This is a genomic window from Brevundimonas sp. SPF441, assembly GCF_009661015.1.
GTDB lineage: Bacteria > Pseudomonadota > Alphaproteobacteria > Caulobacterales > Caulobacteraceae > Brevundimonas > Brevundimonas vesicularis.
Map to the genome: position 1 here is coordinate 17,249 of NZ_WJWX01000010.1, position 22,099 is coordinate 39,347.

23 protein-coding genes and 1 tRNA gene are annotated in these 22,099 nt (G+C 67.3%); 14 read left to right on the forward strand and 10 right to left on the reverse strand.

Annotation, left to right across the window (positions count from 1 at the left end):
- Window positions 1-332 precede the first annotated feature (332 nt).
- The 4 genes from GGC30_RS07620 (at window position 333) to GGC30_RS07635 (ending at window position 5,761) form a co-directional block, all read left to right on the forward strand.
- Window positions 333-2,900: a TonB-dependent siderophore receptor gene (locus GGC30_RS07620; RefSeq protein ID WP_153923329.1), complete on the forward strand. Its 2,568-nt coding sequence runs from the start codon at window positions 333-335 to the stop codon at window positions 2,898-2,900.
- A 200-nt stretch (window positions 2,901-3,100) separates the two neighbouring features.
- Window positions 3,101-3,814 (forward strand): 2,3-diphosphoglycerate-dependent phosphoglycerate mutase, encoded by a 714-nt coding sequence (gene gpmA, locus GGC30_RS07625; RefSeq protein WP_153923330.1) that lies wholly within the window; start codon window positions 3,101-3,103, stop codon window positions 3,812-3,814.
- A complete protein-coding gene (locus GGC30_RS07630) occupies window positions 3,811-4,440 on the forward strand; it encodes a bifunctional diaminohydroxyphosphoribosylaminopyrimidine deaminase/5-amino-6-(5-phosphoribosylamino)uracil reductase RibD (RefSeq protein ID WP_039246330.1) in 630 nt (209 codons plus the stop codon). Before gpmA ends, GGC30_RS07630 begins: the two co-directional genes overlap by 4 nt.
- Before the next feature lie 52 nt (window positions 4,441-4,492).
- Window positions 4,493-5,761, forward strand: a complete 1,269-nt coding sequence (locus tag GGC30_RS07635; protein ID WP_153923331.1) for a pentapeptide repeat-containing protein — start codon at window positions 4,493-4,495, stop codon at window positions 5,759-5,761.
- 4 nt (window positions 5,762-5,765) lie between these two features.
- On the opposite strand, the gene metK is transcribed toward GGC30_RS07635, so the two are convergent.
- Window positions 5,766-6,971 (reverse strand): methionine adenosyltransferase, encoded by a 1,206-nt coding sequence (gene metK / locus GGC30_RS07640; RefSeq protein WP_153923332.1) that lies wholly within the window; start codon window positions 6,969-6,971, stop codon window positions 5,766-5,768.
- Between the two features lie 159 nt (window positions 6,972-7,130).
- Here metK and GGC30_RS07645 point away from each other — a divergent pair, with 159 nt between their 5' ends.
- Genes GGC30_RS07645 through GGC30_RS07660 form a run of 4 tightly spaced genes read left to right on the forward strand, consistent with a single transcriptional unit; the run spans window position 7,131 to window position 8,787 of the window.
- Window positions 7,131-7,577: a helix-turn-helix transcriptional regulator gene (locus GGC30_RS07645; RefSeq protein WP_153923333.1), complete on the forward strand. Its 447-nt coding sequence runs from the start codon at window positions 7,131-7,133 to the stop codon at window positions 7,575-7,577.
- 27 nt (window positions 7,578-7,604) lie between these two features.
- On the forward strand, window positions 7,605-7,943 hold the full coding sequence (locus GGC30_RS07650) for a hypothetical protein (RefSeq protein WP_091750252.1): 339 nt from the start codon (window positions 7,605-7,607) through the stop codon (window positions 7,941-7,943).
- Between the two features lie 14 nt (window positions 7,944-7,957).
- Window positions 7,958-8,413: a hypothetical protein gene (locus GGC30_RS07655; RefSeq protein ID WP_137722501.1), complete on the forward strand. Its 456-nt coding sequence runs from the start codon at window positions 7,958-7,960 to the stop codon at window positions 8,411-8,413.
- A 5-nt stretch (window positions 8,414-8,418) separates the two neighbouring features.
- Window positions 8,419-8,787 (forward strand): hypothetical protein, encoded by a 369-nt coding sequence (locus tag GGC30_RS07660; RefSeq protein WP_055806745.1) that lies wholly within the window; start codon window positions 8,419-8,421, stop codon window positions 8,785-8,787.
- Here GGC30_RS07660 and GGC30_RS07665 read toward each other — a convergent pair whose 3' ends face one another.
- The 4 genes from GGC30_RS07665 to hemC form a co-directional block, all read right to left on the reverse strand.
- Window positions 8,788-9,141 (reverse strand): helix-turn-helix domain-containing protein, encoded by a 354-nt coding sequence (locus GGC30_RS07665; protein WP_039246365.1) that lies wholly within the window; start codon window positions 9,139-9,141, stop codon window positions 8,788-8,790.
- A 171-nt stretch (window positions 9,142-9,312) separates the two neighbouring features.
- Window positions 9,313-9,388 (reverse strand) — tRNA-Thr (locus GGC30_RS07670).
- A gap of 41 nt (window positions 9,389-9,429) precedes the next feature.
- Complete coding sequence (locus tag GGC30_RS07675) at window positions 9,430-10,137, reverse strand: uroporphyrinogen-III synthase (protein WP_153923334.1); 708 nt, start codon at window positions 10,135-10,137, stop codon at window positions 9,430-9,432.
- Entirely contained in the window at window positions 10,134-11,099 is a 966-nt protein-coding gene (gene hemC, locus GGC30_RS07680) for a hydroxymethylbilane synthase (RefSeq protein ID WP_153923335.1), read from the reverse strand. Before hemC ends, GGC30_RS07675 begins: the two co-directional genes overlap by 4 nt.
- 46 nt (window positions 11,100-11,145) lie before the next feature.
- On the opposite strand from hemC, the gene tsaD reads away from it, so the two are divergent.
- Genes tsaD through GGC30_RS07695 form a run of 3 tightly spaced genes read left to right on the forward strand, consistent with a single transcriptional unit; the run spans window position 11,146 to window position 13,686 of the window.
- Complete coding sequence (tsaD, locus tag GGC30_RS07685) at window positions 11,146-12,285, forward strand: tRNA (adenosine(37)-N6)-threonylcarbamoyltransferase complex transferase subunit TsaD (RefSeq protein ID WP_370451929.1); 1,140 nt, start codon at window positions 11,146-11,148, stop codon at window positions 12,283-12,285.
- Between the two features lie 26 nt (window positions 12,286-12,311).
- On the forward strand, window positions 12,312-13,310 hold the full coding sequence (locus GGC30_RS07690; RefSeq protein ID WP_153923388.1) for an NAD(P)H-dependent glycerol-3-phosphate dehydrogenase: 999 nt from the start codon (window positions 12,312-12,314) through the stop codon (window positions 13,308-13,310).
- A complete protein-coding gene (locus GGC30_RS07695) occupies window positions 13,303-13,686 on the forward strand; it encodes a Rieske (2Fe-2S) protein (protein WP_066554261.1) in 384 nt (127 codons plus the stop codon). Before GGC30_RS07690 ends, GGC30_RS07695 begins: the two co-directional genes overlap by 8 nt.
- Before the next feature lie 6 nt (window positions 13,687-13,692).
- On the opposite strand, the gene ppk2 is transcribed toward GGC30_RS07695, so the two are convergent.
- Window positions 13,693-14,442, reverse strand: coding sequence for a polyphosphate kinase 2 (gene ppk2 / locus GGC30_RS07700; protein ID WP_153923336.1), 750 nt, complete (start codon window positions 14,440-14,442; stop codon window positions 13,693-13,695).
- A 102-nt stretch (window positions 14,443-14,544) separates the two neighbouring features.
- On the opposite strand from ppk2, the gene GGC30_RS07705 reads away from it, so the two are divergent.
- The gene (locus tag GGC30_RS07705) at window positions 14,545-15,306 is read left to right on the forward strand and encodes an extensin family protein (RefSeq protein ID WP_153923337.1); all 762 of its coding nucleotides are present in this window, start codon (window positions 14,545-14,547) and stop codon (window positions 15,304-15,306) included.
- A gap of 196 nt (window positions 15,307-15,502) precedes the next feature.
- A complete protein-coding gene (locus tag GGC30_RS07710) occupies window positions 15,503-15,706 on the forward strand; it encodes a cold-shock protein (protein ID WP_017505920.1) in 204 nt (67 codons plus the stop codon).
- Window positions 15,707-15,719: 13 nt separating this feature from the next.
- Here the strand turns inward: GGC30_RS07710 and GGC30_RS07715 are convergent, their stop codons facing one another.
- From GGC30_RS07715 to GGC30_RS07725, 3 genes are read right to left on the reverse strand one after another with little or no spacing between them, the layout of a single operon-like run.
- On the reverse strand, window positions 15,720-16,634 hold the full coding sequence (locus GGC30_RS07715; RefSeq protein ID WP_153923338.1) for a DMT family transporter: 915 nt from the start codon (window positions 16,632-16,634) through the stop codon (window positions 15,720-15,722).
- A 57-nt stretch (window positions 16,635-16,691) separates the two neighbouring features.
- Window positions 16,692-18,866, reverse strand: coding sequence for a histidine kinase dimerization/phosphoacceptor domain -containing protein (locus GGC30_RS07720; RefSeq protein WP_153923339.1), 2,175 nt, complete (start codon window positions 18,864-18,866; stop codon window positions 16,692-16,694).
- Window positions 18,863-19,450 carry a biliverdin-producing heme oxygenase gene (locus tag GGC30_RS07725; protein ID WP_153923340.1) on the reverse strand — a complete coding sequence of 196 codons (588 nt, stop codon included), beginning with the start codon at window positions 19,448-19,450 and terminating at the stop codon, window positions 18,863-18,865. The genes GGC30_RS07720 and GGC30_RS07725 overlap by 4 nt, the downstream gene beginning before the upstream one ends.
- Window positions 19,451-19,582: 132 nt before the next feature.
- Here GGC30_RS07725 and GGC30_RS07730 point away from each other — a divergent pair, with 132 nt between their 5' ends.
- Window positions 19,583-20,359 carry a transglutaminase family protein gene (locus GGC30_RS07730; protein ID WP_066628713.1) on the forward strand — a complete coding sequence of 259 codons (777 nt, stop codon included), beginning with the start codon at window positions 19,583-19,585 and terminating at the stop codon, window positions 20,357-20,359.
- Window positions 20,360-20,366: 7 nt separating this feature from the next.
- Here GGC30_RS07730 and GGC30_RS07735 read toward each other — a convergent pair whose 3' ends face one another.
- Entirely contained in the window at window positions 20,367-22,097 is a 1,731-nt protein-coding gene (locus tag GGC30_RS07735; protein WP_153923341.1) for a M1 family metallopeptidase, read from the reverse strand.
- Between the last annotated feature and the right edge of the window lie 2 nt (window positions 22,098-22,099).

Genomic DNA, 22,099 nt, shown 5'->3' on the forward strand with positions numbered 1-22,099 from the left:
CTTCGAACGGAAAACGCCGCGGAGCACACGTCCACGGCGCGGAAATCTCAAGAGGGCGGGCCTATAGCCGAAAGCCCGGAGGCGGTCAACGCGGAGTCTTCATCGCTGGACTCCGAGGTTGGGCCAAGACGCCGGTTTGAGCGTGTCTTGCGGGCTGCCTTCAGAACGCAACCCAACAGGCTTTAACGCGCCCTAGCGGACTTTCCGTCGCAGGTTTTTGCGTCGTGTTGAAAGTGCGCAACGCTTTCACTTTGTTCATGAATTGTGTCGTTTTACGGCCATGTTTGTCCCGTCCTGACAAGGGCTGAAATCATCTCCCGGATCGTCGTTCCATGACCCAGACCGCGCTTCTCCTGCTTGCGCTGGCCCCCGCCGCCGGTGTCGTCCAGCCTGTTCAGGCCCAAACCAACGAGGCCCAGCCGGTAGAAGCCCAGGCGCAGGTCCAGCAGGAGGAGCCGACGGTCGTTCTGCCGGACGTGGAGGTGACGGCGGCGCGGCGCGGGGTGGCCCTGGGCGGGCAGGAACCGATCGTCTCTTATGACTCCGCCCAGATTCAGGCGTTCGGCGCGACCAACATCGGCGAGCTGATCACCCTGCTGGAGGCCCAGACCCGCAGCGCGCGGGGCGGGTCTCCGGTCTTCCTGGTCAACGGGCGGCGTATCTCGGGCTTCCGCGAGATCCGCGGCATTCCGCCCGAGGCCATCGACAGGTTCGACGTCCTGCCGGAAGAGACCGCGCTGTCTTATGGCTACAGCGCCAATCAGCGGGTGGTGAACATCGTGCTGAAGGCGGACTTTAAGTCCCTGACCGCCTCGGTCAACGTCAGCCGGCCGGAGCAGGGCGGTCGCACGACCACCGCCAGCGAGAACAACGTCCTGCGCATCGCCGGCTCCGATCGCTGGTCAGTCGATATCAACGGCACGACCTCCAACACCCTGTTCGAGACCGAGCGCGACATCGACCGCAGCACGACGGCCGGCGGCGACAGCGAACTGGCCAACGCCTATCGCACCCTGCTGCCCAAGACGGACGAGCTTTCGGTGTCGGGGACCTACAAGCACGACCTGAACGACAAGGTCGGCATGACGCTGAGCGGCAGCGTGGAGGACTCAAACAGCTTCAGCTACCAGGGCCTGCCCAATGTTCAGCTGACCGTGCCGGGGACCAATCCGTTCTCGCCGACCGGTCAGAACGTGGATCTGTTCAGCTATCTGGACCTGCCCGGCGCCCTGACGCGCAAGACCGATACCCGTACGGCCGAACTGGGCACCGTGTTCGACGGCTATGTCGGCGATTGGCGCTGGACGGCGACGGGGGAATATAGCCGTGTCGAGACCGACACCACGACGGGACGAGGTGTGAACGCGACGGCGTTGCGGGCCCTGATCGCGGGCGATCTGACCGTCAATCCGTTCGGCGACCTGACCGACCGGGCTATCGTCAATCCGCGCGACACTGCCAACTCTGTGGCCCAGACGGCGACGGCGGAACTGGTGTTGAACGGGCGTCCCTATGAGCTGCCGGCCGGCGACATCACCTCGACCTTCAAGGTCGGGGCTGGTTATCAATCGCTGGATTCCGAGAGCCTGCGGTTCTCCGAGAGCCTGGGTTCAAGTGTCGCCGTGGATCGGTCGCAGTCGCGCAACTCGGGCAGCGTCCAAGCCAACTTTGACCTGCCGATTTCCAACGTCGAGCGCGGCGTCCTGCCCAAGATCGGCGACCTGTCGGCCAATCTGAACCTGGCCTACCAAGAACTGTCCGACTTCGGCGGCGTGTCCTCGGTCGGGGCCGGGCTGAACTGGTCGCCAGTCGAGCGGCTGTCGTTTTCGGCCAACTATTCCGACGAGGGCAAGGCTCCGACGGTCCAGCAGCTAAACGACCCGACAGTATCGACGCCGAATACGCCGGTCTTCGACTTCCGCACCGGCCAGACCGTCGAGATCAACCGCATCACCGGCGGCGATCCCAATCTGCAGGCCGAGGATCGGCGAATCCTGAAGCTGGGCATGAACTGGCAGCCGGTGTCGGACAAGGATTTTCGCCTGAACCTGGCCTACACCCGCACCGAGGCGGACAATGAAATCTCCAGCTTCCCGGCCATCACGCCCGATCTGGAAGCGGCGCTGCCGGATCGGTTCGTTCGCGATGCGGACGGCAATCTGGTGTCCATCGACGCCCGTCCGCTGAACTTCTTCAAGCGCGAGCAGCAGGACGTACAGTGGGGTTTCAACTTCTCGCGCCCGTTCGGCAAGCCGAACCCGGCGGCGGCGGGCGGTCGTGGTCCGGGCGGACGCGGCGGTCCTGGTGGCGGCCCGGGCGGCGGCGGAATGATGATGGGCGGACCGGGCGGCCCTGGCGGACCCGGCGGCGGCGGGCGGATGCGCGGCGGGCGTGGATCGGGAATGCAGCCCGGCCAAGGCATCTTCAACCTGTCGCTGACCCACACCTGGCGTGTCCAGGACGAGGTCACCATTCGCGACGGTCTGGCGCCGCTGGATCTGCTGGACGGCGATTCCATCTCCGGCTCGGGCGGTCAGTCGCGCCATGAGGTCCAGCTTCAGACCGGCCTGTCCAGAAACGGTGTGGGAGCCTTCGTCAACGCCAACTGGCGCTCGGGCACGACGGTCAACGGCGACGCGCTGGGTTCGCCCGATCTGGACTTCTCGGGCCGGACCACGGTCAATCTGTTCGCCTTCGCCGACCTGACCCAACGCACGTCATGGGTCGAGCGCTTCCCGTTCCTGAAGGGCACGCGGATCGGCTTCGGCGTTCAGAACATCTTTGACGACCGCGTCTCGGTGACCAGCAGTGACGGCCAGACGCCGGTCAACTACCAACGCGACTACTTGGACCCGCAGGGGCGCGTCTTCCGCATCAATCTGCGCAAGATCCTCTTCTAGAGGATCACGGCCAGACGGTCGCCAGGGCGATCATCACGACGGCGGCGGCGAGCGCCAGGGGAAAGAAAAGACGGTCGGACATCGATCCGACCGTTACCCCGGCGTGCGCGTCGCCACAAGCAATGGCGAGGCCTGCGAGCCTTGACCGACTTCGGAGGGCGTCCTAACCCCGAATGACTGTATTCCGAAGGACCGACCGAATGCCGCGCCTGATCCTGCTCCGCCACGGCCAGAGCCAGTGGAACCTCGAGAACCGCTTCACCGGCTGGGTCGACGTCGATCTGACGGCGGAGGGCGAGGGCCAGGCGCGTCGCGGCGGTGAACTGATCGCCGAGGCCGGGTTCAAGCCGGCGGTGATGTTCACCTCGGTCCTGACGCGCGCCCAGCGCACCGGCGCCCTGGCGTTGCAGGCGGCCGGCCTGACCGATGTGCCGGTGATCGAGGACTGGCGGCTGAACGAGCGCCACTACGGCGGTCTGACGGGTCTGAACAAGGCCGAGACGGCCCAGAAGCACGGCGAAGACCAGGTCAAGATCTGGCGCCGCAGCTATGATGTGCCGCCGCCCCCGCTGGCCCCCGGCGGCGAGTTCGATTTCAACGCCGATCCCCGCTACGCCGGCAAGGCCATTCCCGACACCGAAAGCCTGAAGACCACGCTGGACCGGGTGAAGCCCTATTGGGACGCCGAGATTGCGCCGCGTCTGAAGGCGGGCGAGGACGTGCTGATCGCCGCCCACGGAAACTCCCTGCGCGCCATCGTCAAACTGCTGTTCGGCGTGCCGGACGATGAGATCGTCGGCGTCGAAATCCCCACGGGCAATCCGCTGGAGATCGATCTGGACGGGGATCTGAAGCCGACCGCAGCCCGCTACCTCGACGCCGCTCGCGCCGAGACATTGCCGACCGCATCATGAGCTGGAGCGAAGCCGACCAGGCCTTTATGGCCCAGGCGATCGCCCTGGCGACCGGCCGGATGGGCGAAACCTGGCCCAACCCGGCGGTCGGCTGCGTCATCGTCAAGGACGGCCGGGTCATCGCCCAGGCCGCCACCGCGCCGGGCGGTCGTCCCCATGCCGAGGAGCAGGCCGTGCCGGCCGCCGGCGCGGATGTCGTGGGCTCGACCGTCTATGTCACGCTCGAACCCTGCGGCGCTCGGTCGTCCGGCCGCAAGTCCTGCGCCCACTTCCTGACCGAGGCGGGCGTGGCGCGGGTCGTGATCGCCTGTATGGACCCGTCGCCGTTTGCGGCCGGGCGCGGCACCGAGCGACTGCGCGCACAAGGGCTGACCGTGGAAACCGGCCTGATGTGCGAAGAAGGCGCGGCCCTGTGCGAAGGCTTCCTGCACCGGCTGGAAACCGGTCGCCCGATGGTGCGCATCAGCGAGGACGGCGCAGGCTTCGACGGCCGGTTCGTCGCCTCGCCCAAGGCCGATCTGGTCACCGAGCTGAAGCGACTGGGCGAAGCCGGTTATACGCGCCTGTGGACCGGGCCGGGCGAGCTGGCCGAGGCCCTTCAGGCCCAGGGGCTGCTGACCGTCTGAGGCGGCTTCGCCGTTCAAAGGTTTCTTAAGTCAGGGCGCGTAATGTGCCCTGATGGCCCTCGCCGCTGAACCCCTCGTGAGAAAGCGCCTGACGCAGGCGGAGCTGGACGTCATCTGCGCCCGGCACGATCGGCTGTTCCAGGCCCGACCCGGCGGCGCGCGCGCGGTCTTCGCCTGGATGGACCTGTCGGGCCTCAGCCTGAAGGGCCGCAATCTGGCCGACGCCGATTTCGCCGCCGCCTGTCTGGAAGGCTGCGATCTGACCGGGGCCAAGCTGGACAACGCCAACTTCTTCGGCGCGGACATGCAGGATGCGATCCTGGCCGAGGCCAGCCTGCGCCGCTCCGACCTGCGCGGCGCCTGTCTGCGCGGGGCGGACCTGTCGGGGGCCGATCTGTTCGAGGCCGACCTGCGCGAGGGCACCATCGCGGCCGCCGACGCCAGACTGGGCTTCAAGGTCATCGAACCGCGCCACCGCGACGAGACCGAGGCCAGCGGCGCCTGCCTGGCCGGCGCCAATCTTCAACGCTCCAAAATGGCCGGCGTCATCGCGGTGAAGGCCGACTTCTCTGGCGCGGTGATGAAGGACTGCAAGCTCGTGCGGGCCAATCTGAAACAGGCGGATTTCCGCGGTGCCGACCTCGCCGGCGCGGATCTGTCAGGGGCGGATTTGTCGGGCGCGGACCTGCGCGACGCCATCCTTGTGGGCTGCAAGACGACCATGTGGCGCGCCGACGGCGCCGACATGCAGGGCGCCCTGACCGACAACAAGTCGTCCTGCGAATCCGTGGAAAAGATGCCGGCCGCCGAGATGCTGCGCGAACACGCGCGCTGGTGCGAGACCGGCGGCGCGGAAGGACAGCCGTCGGTCTTCAACGGCGTCGACCTGCGTCCGCTGAAGTCGATCACGGGCCTGAACCTGACCGCCCTGTCGGCCAAGGGCGCGGTCTTCTACGGCCTGGATATGGAGGGGGTGCAGTTGCAGGGCGCTCAGCTTGACAACGCCGACCTACGCTCCGCCAAGCTGCGTCGCGCCGACCTGCGCGGGGCGCGCCTGCGGGGCGCGCGACTGAACGGAGCGGACATGCGCGAGGCGCAACTGGGGCCGCTTCTGATCGCCGCCGACCGGCTGATGCCTGCAGATCTGACAGGCGCCGTGCTCCGCGGCGCGGACCTGTCGGGCGCCGACCTGAAGCGCGCCGTCCTGGCCGGCGCCGATCTGGGCCGTGCAACGATGCACGGCGCTCAGACCCGCCAGGCCGACCTGACCGACGCCAATCTGGCGGGCGTGCGCGGCCTGACCATCGATCAGGCCGCTTGACGCCTTAGGCCAGCGCCTTGAGCTGATCGACCAGATCGGTCTTTTCCCAGCTGAAACCGCCGTCCGCGTCCGGCTCGCGGCCGAAGTGGCCGTAGGCGGTCGTGCGGGCGTAGATGGGCTTGTTCAGGCCTAGATGCTGGCGGATCGCCCGCGGCGTGGCGCCGCCGATCAGGTCCAGGATCTTGTCTTCCAGAACGGCTTCGGAGATCTTGCCGGTGCCGTGCAGATCGACATGGATCGATTGGGGCTTGGCCACGCCGATGGCGTATGAAATCTGGATCGTGCAGCGGTCGGCCAGGCCGGCGGCGACGACGTTCTTGGCCAGATAGCGGCAGGCGTAGGCGGCCGAACGGTCCACCTTGGTCGGATCCTTGCCCGAGAAGGCGCCGCCGCCGTGGGGCGCCGCGCCGCCGTAGGTGTCGACGATGATCTTGCGGCCGGTCAGGCCGGCGTCGCCGTCCGGTCCGCCGATCTCGAAGATGCCGGTGGGGTTGATGTGCCAGACGGTGTTCTCGTCGGTGAAGCCTTCCGGCAGCACTTCGAGAATATAGGGTTTGACGATCTCGGCGACCTGCTCAGAACTCAGCCCCTTGGCGTGCTGGGTCGACAGGACGATCGAGGTGGCGCGCACCGGCTTGCCGTCCTCGTACTCGATCGTGACCTGGCTCTTGGCGTCGGGCTCGAGCTGCGAGCCCCCGGCGTGGCGGACCTCGGCCAGGCGTTTCAGGATGTTGTGGCTGTACTGCAGGGTCGCCGGCATCAGCTCCGGCGTCTCGTTCGATGCATAGCCGAACATGATCCCCTGATCGCCCGCGCCCTCGTCCTTCTCGTTGGTCGAGTCGACGCCGACGGCGATGTCGGCCGATTGGGCGTGCAGGAAGCAGGAGTAGTCCGCCGTCTCCCAGTGGAAACCGTCCTGCTCATAGCCGATGTCCTTAACCGCGGCGCGGACCAGCGGCTCCAGGCTGTCGATGATGCTCTGGGTGAAGGCTTCGTTCTGTTCCTTGGTGTTGCCCGGCTGGGTGGCGCGAACCTCGCCGGCCAGCACGATGCGCTGGGTCGTCACTAGGGTCTCGCACGCCACGCGCGCCTCGGGGTCCTTGGCCAGGAAGGCGTCCACGACGGTGTCGGAGATGCGGTCCGCGACCTTGTCGGGGTGGCCTTCGGAAACGCTTTCCGAGGTGAAGAGGAAGGAAGAACGAGCGGCCAAGAGAGGCTCCTGTCAGTGTCAGACCGACAGACATATAAAGATATGCTTATATGTTCAAGTGATCTGACGCAGCGCCCAGCCGCCAGAAACTGCTTTGCGGCGTAAGCATATCGGCTGACTCCCCCTCATTTTAGGGTAAACAGGCCCAAGGGGGTCCCCATGCCAGAAGGCCTGACGACGAGAGAGAGCGAATGTGTCCGCTTGGCCGGCCAGGGTCTTGAGGACAAGGAAATCGCTGCGCACCTGCGCATCTCGCCGCGCACGGTCGGCAATCACCTGCATCGCGCCTATGCCAAGCTGGGCGTTTCGGACCGCAAACTGGCGGCCCGGCGACTGAGTATTGGCTACTCAGAGGCGTCGATACTCATTCCCGACACCGGCCCCAATACGCTCAATGATCCCACGTCGGCCGAACAGTCGGACGATGCGGTTTCCGACCCAACGACTTCCTGGCTTCTGCCTGCGCCTCCTCGGGGCGCTCTGGCGAGAGTGGGGATCATCGTCGCCGGGGCCGCTATCGCCCTTCTGTTCGCCATCGGGATCGTGACGGCGGGCATGGTGGTTCCATCCCTTTTCGACCGGCTCGCTCCCGCTGAAATGCGCTGACCAAAAGGCTTAACGGGAGACGAGCCAATGAAGAACATGCACGTCGGCGTCCGCGTGGCGCGGCAGGTCAGAACCGCAGAACACGCCGTCGATCAGGCGATGATCGAGGTCTGCCGGCTGGTCCAGACGGCGCTGGAAGGTCGGGTCGAGGCGCGCCTAGCGGCGGAAGTCGGACAAGACGCCCTGGCCAATATGGTTCGGGGCCTGAACCACCTCACCGAGGTTCGCGGCGCGGTCATCGCCAGTCACGGCGAGCTGGCCCAGGTCGCCGACGACCATCAGGTCGGCTGGCATATGGACGGTGCGCACGAAGACAAGACGGTCAAACCCACTGGGTTCGCCCCGGTCCTCGCCGTCGCCGCTTGATCGCGGCCGTCGGAATGGGGTCGCCGCTGTCCTTGTTTCTGATGTGCCTGACCTACGGCGTCATGGCGCTTCTGCTCTGGAAGGGCCGTATGCCGGAGCGGATCGCCTTGGTCGCTCTGGTCGTCCTTAACTGGGGCACGCCGTTGGTCGATCACCTGTTCATCGGGCATTTCCGGTGGGGGGTGGCGATCCTGTCGGTGTCCATGTTCTGTCTGCTGGTCGGTCTGGCTCTCCGTTACGACCGATGGTGGCTGCTTCTTGCCGCCGGCGCCCAGCTCATCGCGGTTTCGACCCATCTGGCCGGCATCGCCGGCTCCGACGCCCTGCTGTGGTCGATCGTATCGACCCGAATGGTCGTCTGGTTCGAGCTCCTGCTTCTCGCCCTCTTCGGCGTCTGGGAGGCCCAGTGCGCCCCCTACGCCCGTCCCAAATCAGCGCCCGGATCGATCCGGGCGCTACAGAAAGTCTGAATGTCATGAACACCCAAACCACCCCCGCCTTCATGCCGCTTTTCCGCTCGTGGCTGGAAACGGCCAATCTGGCGAAACAGGTCGGATCGTCATCGTTGTCCGCCAGCGGCGAGAATCTACTCGTCGAACTGGATCTAGCGCCGATGGAAGCGGCGGAAACCACGCTTCTCGATCACGCCCCGACCTCGGCCGTCGAGGCGGTCTGCATGATCGAGATCATTCGCCAGAGCCTGTCCGACGCCGGCCGCTCGGACGGTCGCGATGCGCGCGCGCTGGACGCCATCCAGTCGTGGTTGGCAGGTGCCGCTCTCGACGGCGCCGATCATCGTGATGAGGTCGAGCAGTTGCTGAAAAGCGCCAGCAACAGGGCCTGATCAGCCGCGCAGGCCCTTGGCCACGGTCAGAAGGGCGTCGCGTTGAGCGGCGTCCTTGATACCGCGGAAAGCCGCCAGCAGTTCGGCGACCCCGGGGGCGGCCAAAGCCAGCTCGTCGCCCTCGGCCGTTTCCAATTCGCCCAGCAGGGCCGCGCCGGTCGATTTCAGCACCGAGGCGATCTGCAGCAGGCGGGCGGCCGAGACGCGGTTCACGCCACGCTCGTACTTCTGGATCTGCTGGAAGGTCACGCCCGCGCCGGCGGCCAACTGCGCCTGGGTGATGCGCAGTTCCTCACGACGGGTGCGGATGCGTCCGCCGATGGCGATGTCTACGGGATCAACTGCGTCGTTCATGTCGGCCTGCGGGCATAGATAATGCGGCGCCATGGCCCCAAAACACCGACCCCGTCAAGCCAAAGCTGCTTAGCTAGGGATTGCTACGTGCGCTGCAGGTGACGATTCAACCATGAGGATGTATTTTGGCGCTCTAGATGCCGCCTCCAGCGCGAACCGCGCTCGGAGAAGTGGTGCCGCTTAGGTGACTCGAACACCTGACCCCATCATTACGAATGATGTGCTCTACCGGCTGAGCTAAAGCGGCCCGGTTGCGACGGACGAAGCTGTCCGCGCGAGACGGGGTCTTTATACGGCCGGATCGCGCTTGCCAAGCGTGGTGTTCAAGATCGTGAGCAATGAGGTCTCGTCGGGCGATTTTGCCACAACGGGCGTCAGGCCGAGCGCGACGAGCGGGGCGGCGGCGGCCGGAGAGATGCAGGCGAGGACCGAGTGCGCCAGGGCGTCGTGACCACGTTTGGCGAGCGCTTTTCCGGCGCGGGGGGAGTGGATCAGAACGGCGTCGAACAGCGACGGCTCCGCGGCTGAGGTTTCGATGGCGCGATAGACTGTCAGCGAATGGATCGCCACGTTACGGGCGCCGGCGGCGGTGAGGGCGGCGGTGAAATCGCCGGCGGGGGTTTCCGCTTGAGGGACCAGGACGGCGGGGCTGGCGATGGCGCTGGCGATCAGGCGGGCGAGGTCGCGCAGGTCGCCGGAGGCGGAGCGGACATCGGCGAAGCCCGCATCATGGGCGGCCTGGGCGGTCGCATCGCCGACGGCGAACACCGGACGGTCGCGGCGGGGCGTCAGAGCGGCGAAGGCGGCCACGCCGTTGATGCTGGTGAAGGCCAGGGCGGCGAACGACGCCAGATCGGGAACGGGAGGCGTCAGCGTTTCGAGGCTCAGCAGGGGCGCGACGATTGGCTCGAACCCCATGTCGCGCAGGCGGGCGGCGGTGCGTGCGGCGCCCGGTTCGGCGCGGGTGATCCAGACTCGTGTCGGCGTAACGTTCATCCGTCCAGGGTCGCGGGATCGACTTCCTGACCGCCGGCAGAGGCGTAGACCTCGCCGCCCACGCGTTGGCCCAAGGCGCGCGCGTCGGCTTCGGTCGGTTGGAAAAGATCGCCGACGCGGCGCCAGCGGGCGGACCCGTCCGGGCTGAGCATTTCGGTGGTCAGGTGCAGGGTGTTGTGTTCGATGCGGGCAAAGGCGCCGACGGCGGTGCGGCACGACCCCTCCAGCGCCGTCATGGTGCCGCGTTCGGCGGCGATGCACAGGGCGGTCTCGGGGTGGTTCAGGGCGGCGACCCATTGGGCGTTTAGGGGCGCGTCGATGTCGGCGGCGCGGGTCTGGATCGCCAAGGCGCCCTGGCCCGGCGCCGGCAGGAAGGCGTCCAGCGACAGTTTCTCGCGGATATGGTCGGTGACGCCCAGGCGCGTCATGCCCGAGACGGCCAGAAGTATGGCGTCGAAATCGCCCTCGGCCGCGCGGCGCAGGCGGGTGTCGATGTTTCCGCGCAGCATCTCGACCTTCAGGTCCGGCCGCAGGGCCAGCGCCTGGGCCTGGCGTCTCAGGCTGGCGGTGCCCAGGCGCGCGCCGAAGGGCAGGGCGTCGAAACTGTCGAAGTCACGGCTGATGAAGGCGTCGCGGGCGTCCTCGCGCTCGGGGATGGCGGCGATGCACAGGCCCTCGGGCTGTTCGGCGGGGACGTCCTTCATCGAATGGATGGCGATGTCGATCCGGCCGGCCAGCAGGGCCTCCTCGATCTCCTTGGTGAACAGGGCCTTGCCGCCGACTTCCAGCAGGCGGCGATCCTGGATGCGGTCGCCGGTGGTGACGATCTCGACCAGAGGAACGGCGGTCTCGATCTCGGCCTCGGGCACGTTCAGGGCGCGACCGATGGCGCGTTGCATCATGCCGGATTGGGCGAGCGCCAGCTTGGAGCGCCGGGTGCCGATGCGGAGAGGAAAGGTCATGAGCGTTGCGCACCGGTCGCCGGGTCGCTACCTCGACCCGATGGAGATGTCCGCCGACTATAGCAGCGGCGCCGATGCGGCAACTGGACGGGATGTCCCCCCTCGTCCCGGCCCGCTGACGGTGCTGGGCCTGGAGACCAGTTGCGATGAGACCGCCGCCTCGGTCGTGCGCCTGACGAGCGGTCGGGCGGAGGTGTTGTCCTCGGTCGTTCACAGCCAGATCGACGACCATGCGGCCTATGGCGGCGTGGTGCCCGAGATCGCGGCGCGCAGCCATGTCGAGATGATCGCCGAGGTCACGCGCCGCGCGATGGCCGAGGCCGATATGGGCTATGACGGGCTGGACGGGATCGCGGCGACCGCCGGGCCGGGTCTGGTCGGCGGGGTCATGGTGGGCCTCAGCTTCGGCAAGGCGGCGGCGCTGGCGCGCGGCCTGCCGCTGGTGGCGGTCAACCATCTTGAGGGGCATGCGGTGTCGGCGCGGCTGGGGGCGGAGGTCGCCTATCCCTTCCTGCTACTGCTGGTGTCGGGCGGCCACTGCCAGCTTCTGGAGGTGCGCGGCGTCGGTGACATGAGCCGGATCGGCGCCACCATTGACGACGCGGCCGGCGAGGCGTTCGACAAGATCGCCAAGGCCTTGGGGCTAGGTTATCCGGGCGGCCCGGCGCTGGAGCGGTTGGCCATGCAAGGCGACGGGTCGAAGATCGATCTGCCGCGCGCCCTCTTGGGCCGCAAGGATTGCGACTTTTCCTTTTCGGGCCTGAAGACGGCGGCCTTCCGTATCGCCCAGACCTGCGAGACCGAGCAGGACAAGGCGGATCTGGCGGACGCGGTGCAGAACGCCATCGCGCGCCAGCTGTCGGATCGGTCGGAACGGGCGCTGGCGGCCTATGCGGAGACGCATGACCACAAACTCTTCGTCGTCGCGGGCGGAGTTGCGGCCAACAAGACCATCCGCGCGACCTTGCAGGCGACGGCGGCGAAACACGGCTTCGACTTCCTGGCGCCGCCCATGGCCTATTGCACCGACAATGCGGCGATGATCGCCCTGGCGGGGGCGGAACGGCTGGCGCTGGGCCTGACCAGCGACATCGACGTCGTCGCACGGCCGCGATGGCCGCTGGACGAAGCGCGGGCCCTGTCCGATCCTTCGCACAAGCCGGGCCGCAAGGGCGCGAAAGCATGACGAACGAAACCGCCTCGGGAGGGCGTATGGAATTCCGCACGGCAGGGGTCATCGGCGCAGGCGCCTGGGGCACGGCCCTGGCGCAGGTTTGCGTTCGGGCCGGACTGGACACGACCTTGCAGGCGCGCGAGCAGCAGTTGGTCGAGACGATGCGGGCGACGCGGGCCAACGACCTGTATCTGCCTGGCGTGCCGCTGGCCGACGAACTGAAATTCACCGCCGATCTGGCTGATCTGGGCGACTGCGACGTGATCCTGGCGGTGCCGCCGGCCCAGCACATGCGCGCGACGCTGACGGCTTTTGCGCCCTACTATCGCGCCGGCGTGCCGGTGGTTCTTTGCTCCAAGGGCGTCGAGCGCGGCACGATGAAGCTGATGACCGAGGTGCTGGCCGAGACCCTGCCGGACGCCCCCGCCGCCGTCCTTTCCGGCCCCAGTTTCGCGGGCGAGGTGTCGCGCGGCCTGCCGACCGCCGTGACCCTGGCCTGCGCCGATCAGGGGCTGGGCGAGGCCTTGCTGAACACCCTGTCGGCGCCGGGCTTCCGGCCCTATCTGGCGACCGATCTGGTGGGCGCTGAGGCGGGTGGCGCGCTGAAGAACGTCCTGGCCATCGCCTGCGGCATCTCCGAGGGGCGCCAGTTGGGCCGCAGCGCCCACGCCGCCCTGATCACGCGCGGCTTTGCGGAGATGACTCGCCTCGCCGTCGCCATGGGCGGGCAGGCGGAGACGGTGGCGGGCCTGTGCGGCTTGGGCGACCTCGTCCTGACCTGCTCCAGCCCCCAGTCGCGCAACATGAGCCTGGGTCTGGCCCTGGGTCAGGGCCAGACGGTCGAACAGGCCCTGGCCGGCAAACGGTCGGTGGCGGAAGGCTATGAAAGCGCGCCGGCGGTTCGCGAACTGGCCGCGCGTCTGGGCGTGGAAATCCCGATCTCCGAAGGCGTCGCCGCCCTGCTGGCCGGCGAGATCGATGTCGATGGTCTGATCGACGGCCTGCTGTCGCGCCCGCTGAAGGCCGAGCGTGTCTGAAGCGGCCGAGGCGCCGGCCGAGCGCAAACGGGTCTGGAAGACGCCGCCCGGCGTGGCCCTGTGCGCCGAGAGCGACATCGCCGACCCAGGCTCGCGCGGCTTCGTGCTGCAGATCGGCGAGGCCTTCTTCCACGGCTTCGTGGTCAGGAAGGACGGTCAGGTCGCGGGCTGGGTCGATCGCTGCCCGCACGCAGGTTTTCCGATCGCCATGGAGATCGACCGTTATCTGACGCCGGACGGCGCACTGATCCTGTGCGGCTGGCACGGGGCGGTGTTCGAGCCGCTGACCGGCGAATGCAAGGGCGGCCCCTGCGCGGGCGGGCGGCTGACGCCCTGGCCGGTGGCGGCCTCTGGCGGGATCGTCAGAACGGCCTGAGGCGCTTCAGCGCGCCAGTTTGCCCTTGGCCTTGCCGGCGCTGAACACGACGTCGGGATCCGGGTTCCTGATGTCGATGCTGGTGTGGCTCAGCACAGACAGGATGTAGCGGCCGATGTTCAGCCGCGCCGTCTTCTTGTCGTCGGTGGCGACGACGGTCCAGGGCGCATAGTCGCGGTCGGTCTCGTCCAGCATCCGGTCGCGAGCGTCGGAATAGGCGTCGAACCGCGCCTCAGCCTCGGCGTCCAGCGACGACAGCTTGAACTTCTTCAACGGATCGTCGCGGCGTTCCTTCAACCGCTTCGCCTGCTCCTTGCGCGAGATGTCCAGCCAGATCTTGATCAGGATGATCCCGTCGTCCGTCAGCATCCGCTCGAAGCGCGGGGCGTCGGTCATGAACTGGGCGTACTGCTCGGGCGTGCAATAACCCATGACCGGCTCGACCCCGGCGCGGTTGTACCAGGACCGGTTGAAGATCACCGTCTCGCCCGCCGCCGGCAGGTGCGGAACATAGCGCTGGAAATACCACTGGCTCGTCTCGCGGTCGCTGGGTTTGGGCAGGGCGATGACGCGGGTCTGTCGCGGCGACATATGTTCGGTCAGGCGCTTGATCGCGCCGTCCTTGCCGGCGGTGTCGCGCCCCTCCAGCACGATGACCACGCGCGAGCCATGCTCGATGCTCCAGGCCTGGGTCTGGACGATGGCCAGCTGGATTTGCTCCAGCTCGGCGTCATAGGCGTCGGATTTCTTTCCCATAGCAAGAGAGTGGGCCGACGGCTCGCAGAGAGCAAGGGCGAGGGAGCCGACTGCGAAGCTGGGCGTTAAGGCGCCGGGCCCGTCCGGCCTCCGAGGGGGCGAATGAAGCGCGATCTGGCGGACATGTGGAATCTGGTGTGGGAGCTGGCGCTGCTGGTCTGCGCCGGCTTTGCGTTGTTGAACGCCTTCGCTCCGCCCCAGGACCTGCCGTGGAAGCCGCTGGATCTGGATCGTCCGCTGGGCCGCGCGACCACCGCAAAGGTCGCCGCCTTCGATGTGCCGACCGCCGCCACCCCCGAGGCTGTCGAGGGCGCGACCGAGGCCTGTATGCAGGCGCTGCGCAATGCGGGGGTTCAGGTCGAACGCGCGCCCGACCGCGACGACGGCGGCTTCTGCGTAGTGCGCGGGGCGGTGCGGATCACGGGCGGCGAGGTGACGCCGCTGGCCCCCGCCGATGTGGTCATGCAGTGCCCGCTGGCGGTCCGCTATGTCATCTGGGATCGACAGGTGCTGCGCCCGGCCTCGCGCGACATTCTGGGCTCGGCGCCCGCGCGGGTGGAGAATTACGGCACCTATTCGTGCCGCCGCATCTACGGCTCGCAGGACGAGACCGAGCGGCCCAGCGAACATGCCAAGGCCAACGCGCTTGATGTCGCAGCGGTGACCTTGAAGGACGGTCGGACCGTCAGCGTTCTAAACGATTGGCGCGGCGACGGGCCGGCGGGCGAGCCGGGCGGCCGCTTCCTGCACGCCTTGCGCGACGGGGCCTGCCAGCTGTTCTCGACGGTGTTGACGCCCGACTACAACGCCGCCCACGCCAACCATCTGCACATCGACGGGGCCGCGCGGGGCCTCTGTCGTTAAGCCTGAATGCGTCCAGTGCGATTCGCTTTGCTGTTGACCGTCTGGAAAAGCCGGGTGACAACATCGCTGCAGTCCGGATTTCGCGTGGGGTCCAAACCCGCGTTTCGCTCCTTCGCCTGAACGAGCTGTCCAGATGGATTGTCGGGTCACCTCGAGGGGGATCCGCCTGGAAAAGCGCGTTTACGGAGACGCAGACATGGCGACCGGCACGGTCAAGTGGTTCAACCCCACCAAGGGCTACGGCTTCATCCAGCCCGATAGCGGCGGCTCCGACGTGTTCGTTCACGTCACCGCCGTTCAGAAGGCCGGACTTCAGGGCCTCGATGAGAACGCCAAGGTCGAATACGAGCTGGAAAACCAGCGCGGCAAGACCTCGGCGATCGACCTCAAGGTCCTTTAAGTCGATCCAGCCTTCAAGGCTTAGAGGCGGGCGCGGGAGTTTTTCCCGCGCCCGTTTTGTTTTGTGATCTCTGCGCCAGGACGATGGCGCCTAGCACCAGGGCGCCGCCCAGGGCCTGAACCGGCGTCAGGGTCTCGCCGAAGATCCACCAGCCCAGCAGGCCCGCGACAACCGGCTGGATCAGGATGGTCACGGCAGTGACCGAGGCGGGCAGTTTGCCCAGCGCCCAGGCCACGCCGCCTTGTCCGAAGACGTGCATCACGCCCATGGCCACGCAGGCGGCCCAGCCGGCCGGTGCGGCGGGGATGACAGCCTCGCCCAGCGCCAGGGCGACGATCAACAGAAGAGGCGCGCCCAGCAGCGTCGCCCAGAAGGTCACCCGCATCGCGCCGGCCGTGCGCCGCGCCGCCTGCACCGCCAGAAAATAGCCCGAGTACCAGACCGCCACCGACAGGGAGAACAGGTCGCCCAGCATCGGATTGGTCCCTTGGCCGCCATCGGCGCCCGCCGCCATGGCGAAGGCGCCGCCCATGGCCAGGGCCAGGGCCAGGATGAACAGCCGGTGCGGCCGCTCCTTCAGCACAAACCAGCCGAACAGGGTCACGACGACCGGCGTCAGGTTGCACAGCACCGTCGCGTTCGCGACCGAGGTCATGACGATGCCGTAGTGCCAGAAGCTGAGGTCCAGGGCGAAGAACAGGCCCGCCAGCAGCGCCCATTTCGACGGCCCGCCGACGCCGCCCGGCTCGCGCGCCGCCAGGATCGTCAGCAGGGGCAGGGCGAAGAGAAACCGCCAAAACCCCGCCGCCGCCGGTCCCGTCTCGGTCAATCGCACCAGAATGGGCGCCAGGCCCAGCACGCTGGCCGCGATCAGCAGAACGATCAGCGCAAAGGCGCGCGAGGAGGGGCGAAAGGCCATGGCGGACATGGCCCGGCTCTTACGGCGCCATGCGACCTGACGCCACAGGCGCCGTCAGGCCGCGCCTTAAACGAGCGGGTCGATCCGCGACCGCAACACGACGCTGAGGCCCGGCGCGCGGTCTCGATAGTCGATCGTCCCGTCCAACTGACCGACCAGGCTCTTGATCATCATCGAGCCGAAACCCTTGCCGGCCAGATGCCCGCCGGCGCCCTCGTCCTCCACCGTCATGCGGAAGAAGGCGCCGTCTTCCTGGAAGGCGATCCGCAACGGACCAGGCTTGCCGCCATAGGCGTATTTCTGGGCGTTGATGATTAGTTCCGTCAGGATAAGGCCGATGGTGATGGCGCGCCCTGGCTCGATGCAGACGGGGTCCAGATCGGTTTCGATGGCGGCGGCCCAGTCGGGCCCCATGCTGGAGCCCAGATCGCCGATCAGCTCGCCGATGTAGCGGCTCATGTCGATGGTCGTGACCTGATCGCTCAGATACAGCCGACTGTGGACCGCAGAGACGGCGCGCACGCGACGTCGCGCCTCGTTCAGCGCCATTGCGGCCGAGCTGCCCGCCTGTTCTCGCGCCTGAAGGCCTAGGAAGCTGGACACCAGCGTCAGGCTGTTCTGAACCCGGTGGTTCACCTCGCGGATTAGATACTGCTGCTGTTCCAGCCGCAGGTCGCGCTCGGACAGGCGGTCCTGCAGCGATCGGTTCAGCCGTCGGATCTGATGGACCGCGGCGTAGTCGGCCAGCGCGTCCCTCAGCCGGGCGGCGGATTCCACGGCGGCGGGGCCCCAGCGGTGCGCGCGGCCCGAGACGGTGTCCGACCAGCTTTCGAACGAGGCGCGGGGCGTCAGAATGGCGTTGGGGCCAGTCTTCTCCGCCGTTGCGGGATTGCCGGCCCAGCGCACCGTTTCCAGCACCTCCGAGCGGAACCACAGCAGCGAGACCGGCTGATCCAGAGGCAGGGTCACCGCCAGCAGACCGCTGGCGTGTGTCTTCCAGGCCTCGGCGGCGGGCAGAACAGAGGCCAGGTTGTGCGACGAGACGGGGCGCAGGCCCGGCCGTCCCGCCGCCCAGGCGGCGATGGCGCGTACGCCGTCTTCGGGCGGCGTATGGCCAAAGGTCTGGATATCGCCGTCGCTGACGATGGCCAGACCGTCCGCGCTGGTCAGCTGCATCAGGGCGTCGGCCTTTTCGCCCAGCGCCTCTCGCATCGCCCGGTCTGGCGACAGCCGTGAAAGCAGTTCGTCCTCCATCCGGCGCAGGCGCGTGCGCTCGCGATAGAGGTCAGCGTCGGTCCTGGACTTCAGCTGTCGCGCCAGATTACGCGCCAGGGCCGTGCAGCCCACGCGCAGCTCATAGGGCAGCAGTTTAGGCGAGGCGTTGTGGCAGGCCACCAGCCCCCACAGGGCGTCATCGACGATGATCGAAACGGACGCCGAGGCCCGAACGTCCATGTTGCGCAGATATTGCAGGTGGATCGGCGACACCGAGCGCAGGCCGCTGTCGCTCATGTCCAGCGGCGCCTCGCCGGGCGCAATGGGGCGCAGGGGCTGGGGCGTATAGCGGCTGTCCGGAATAACCCGCACCGGGTTGCGCAGATAAAGGGCGCGCGCCTGCTGCGGGATGTCTGTGGCGGGGAAATGATGGTTGAGGAAGGAGCCGGACCCATCGGCGCGGCTTTCGGCCACGACCTGACCCGCCTCGTCGTCCTGGAAGCGATAGATCATCACCCGGTCGAAACCGGTCAGGCGACGGAAGGCGTCCGCCGCCCGCTCGGACACCGTCTGGATCGTCACCGCCCGTTCCAGCGCGGCGCCGGCGGCATCCAGGTTGGCGATCAGATCGACGCCGAGGCGGGCCTGCTGCGAGCTCTGCTCGACCTCGATGATCATCAGATCGTTGATCGTGCCAGAAGTCGTTCCCGGCGCACGATGCACCACGACGTCGTATTCCAGACGATTGGTCGCGCGCCAACGACAGGCGAAGCCGGCCTCCTGATGCGCGGCCATGGCGCGTACGGCCCGGTCGGCGACATCGCCCAACACGTCGGCGACGGTGCGATCGATCCAGACCTTGCGGCCCGTCAACTCCTCGATCGCGCCCGCCCCCTGGCGGAGGGTCAGGGATTGCAGATCCAGCACCAGCATGAAGCCGTGCGGTTGGATCGATTGAGGAATGTGGATCGGCTCGCGATCGCACTCGTTCAGCGCGGCATCGGCCAGGTCGAGCGTCTCGGTCATGCCGCGGCCTCCTGCGGCTCGGGTTGCAAGATGCGGTGGGCGAAGGCGAAACCGTCGACGCCGCCCCTCACCACCTGATCGATCGTGACGTGGCCGTTTGAGCAGGCCCGGTCCAGCAAATCCATGAAGGCGCGCCAGCGTGCGCCGGTTTCTTCGCCATAGGGATCCAGAAAGCCGAGGCCGTCCAGATCGCGACCCTCGGCGGCCAGCCGGCGTCGAATGATCCGACCGCCTAGCATCGACCCTTCGGCCACATAGACCCAGCCCAAGGCTTCGCCGGCCGAGGCGGGCGCAGCCGGACGCGCGGGCGGAGAAATGCGCTGCCCCAGTATCGTCAGGTCCTGGGCGATCCCGTTCGCACGTGATCGCGGTTCGAAGCCGGCGCCCAGTTCGGCGTTCAACGCCGCCACCAGCGGATGGCTGAGCGGCTCCAGTCCGGCATGGAAGCGGTAAAAGGCCGCCACGGTCGCCGGCCGCGTGGCGTGGTCCGCCAGACGCGGCTCGATGTGGGCCTGGACTTCCAGGGTTTCGTGGGCTGAGGCGGTGGCTTCCCGAAGAGCGAGAAGGGCAGGGGAAGCGATCATGGGGCTCAGATTAACACACTGTCTTGTCTTGTCGATTTGCACAGGCCAGAAGGCGCGGACCACCACGGAACGGCCCAGACCGCGTGGCGTTCACCAGCAACCTTCTCATCTCCCTTTGATCGGCAGATTTTCATGAAACTGCGCGTCCGCGCCGAACTCGTCTATCGTTTCGATCCGCCGACGGATGCCATCTACAAGATCCAGGTCGCGCACTGGCCGGGCCAGGACATTCTGGAAGAAACCCTGACCTTCGACCCGCCGGTCGATTTTCACGAAGACGAGGACGTCGACTTCGGCGCCCGCACCCTGCGTTGCCATGTCGAGGGCGAGGTCAAGCTGACCTATGAGGCGGTGGTCGAAAACGGCGTGCTGAAGGGCCTGCCGCCTAGCGTATCCCAGCATGACTGGGGCGAGCTGCCCGCCGAGGTCCTGCCCTATCTCCAGCCCAGCCGCTATTGCCCGTCGGATCAGTTCGGCCGCTTCGTGACGCGCGAGTTCGGCGACACGGCAGGCGGCGCGCGCGTGCTGGCGATCCTGAACTGGATCACCGAGAACGTCGATTACGAGCACGGCGTGTCGGACACCGAAACCACGGCGGCGCGCACCTTCATCGACCGGGCCGGCGTGTGCCGCGACTTCACCCACCTGGGCATGACGCTATGCCGGGCGTCGGGCATTCCTGCGCGCGCGGTCAGCGCTTTCGCCCACCAACTCAGCCCGCCCGACTTTCACGCCATCTTCGAGGTCTGGCTGGATAACGGCTGGTGGCTGGTCGATCCGACGGGCCTGGCGCCGGTCGAAGGCCTGGTGCGGATCGCCTGCGGGCGCGATGCGGCGGACATCGCCTTCCTGACGACGCAGGAGCGCTGTCAGATGGTGCGCCAGTCGGTGACGGTGGCCGAGGCCTGACCGGTCGCTACTTCGGCTTCTGCGCCGCCTTGTAGGCCTGCAGCTCGTCGATCACGTCCATCTGGCGCAGCACCTTGTTCTGCGGATCGATCAGGACATGGGCACCGGCCGGAACCGCGATCTGGCCCCGCCCGCCGGTCATGGCCACGGTTTGAACGCGCCCGTCGATCTCGACCTCCAGCGGCATGGGGAAGACGCCGCCGTCGCCCGTCGTCCACTCCAGCTTCAGCACATCGCCGTTGCGGGTCTGGATCAGCACCGGCAGGGCGGCGTTGTAGAGATAGCCGCGGAAGAACCAGCCATAGTCTTGGCCCGTGACGTCGTTGATGATCGCGAGGAAGTCGCCAGTGGATCGGTACAACGGCGCGAAATTGCCCGGCCGGGGGTCGGGTCGGCCATAGACCAGACGCGTGACCGCGTCGTGGAAGGCGGCGTCGCCGATCAGCATCCGCAGCGAATGGCTGATCAGCGAGCCCTTGGAATAGATGTCATTGCCCGGCCCAACGTCGCCTTTGTAGACTTGGTCTTCGGTCTTGGGCGTGCCTGAAACGACGGGATATTTGTTGATCAGACCCTCGCGCTGGTTGGCCAGTTCGCGCTGCATATAGCGGTCGCCCAGCAGCCAGCGGGCATAGAGCGGCTGCATGTATGACCCCAACCCCTCGTGCAGCCACATGTCGTCGGCGTTCTGATTGGTCAGCTGGTTGCCGAACCATTCGTGGGCGAACTCGTGCTGCAACAGCCAGTCGTAGCCCCGCCCGTCGATCTTGTAGCCGTTGCCGTAGGCATTGATCGTCTGGTGCTCCATGCCCAGGTGCGGGGTCTCGACCACGCCCATCTTCTCATCGCCGAAGGGGAAGGGGCCGACGGTGGCTTCGAAGAAGTCCAGCATCTTTGGGAACTGGGCGAACAGGGCCTGGACCTGTTCGGGGGTGTCCGATTTCAGATGCCAGTAGCGCATCGGGATCGTGTTGCCGAACCGGCTGGCGTATTCGCCCGACACCTCTTCGTAGGGCCCGACGTTCAGCGCGATGGCGTAGGTGTTGGGCGATTTCGCCGACCAGTTCCAGGTGGTCCAGCCGTCGCCGTGATCGACCTTGCCCAGGAAGCGGCCATTGGACGGCGCCGACAGGGCGGATGGCACGGTGATGTGCAGATCGACCCGACCCGGTTCGCCGTGCGGACTGTCGATGCAGGGCCAGAAGATGTCGCAGCCCTCGCCCTGAACCGCCGTGGCGATCCATGGCTCCCCCGACGGCGCGGTGGACCAGACGAAGCCGCCGTCCCACGGAGCCCGGGGCGCCACGCGCGGCTGGCCGGCATAGGCGACGCGCAGGGCTGCCGACCGGCCCGTGGCCAAGGGCTCGGGCAGCTGCACCGTCAGCCGGCCTTCGGGGTTGGACCAGCGATCGACGGCGACCTCGACCCCGTCGATCTGGACCGAGGAGATGGTCAGTAGGGTGTCCAGTTCGACAACCAGAGCGGTCAGGGGCGCCTTGGCGGTGAAGTCCAGCACGGCGACCGCGTCGATGGCCTTGTCTTCGGGCAGGACCTTGATCGACAAATCGGCCTTGTCGAACTGCATCGCCTGCTGTTCCGGCGTCAGCGGCTGATCGGTGGCAAGAGTGAAGGCGGTCGATTCACGTGGCGTCGGCGTCGGCGCCGGCTGGGCGGCGGTGGCGCAGGCCGACAGCGTCAGGGCGCTGGCTGCCGCCAAAAGCAAGATCTTGATGCGCATGA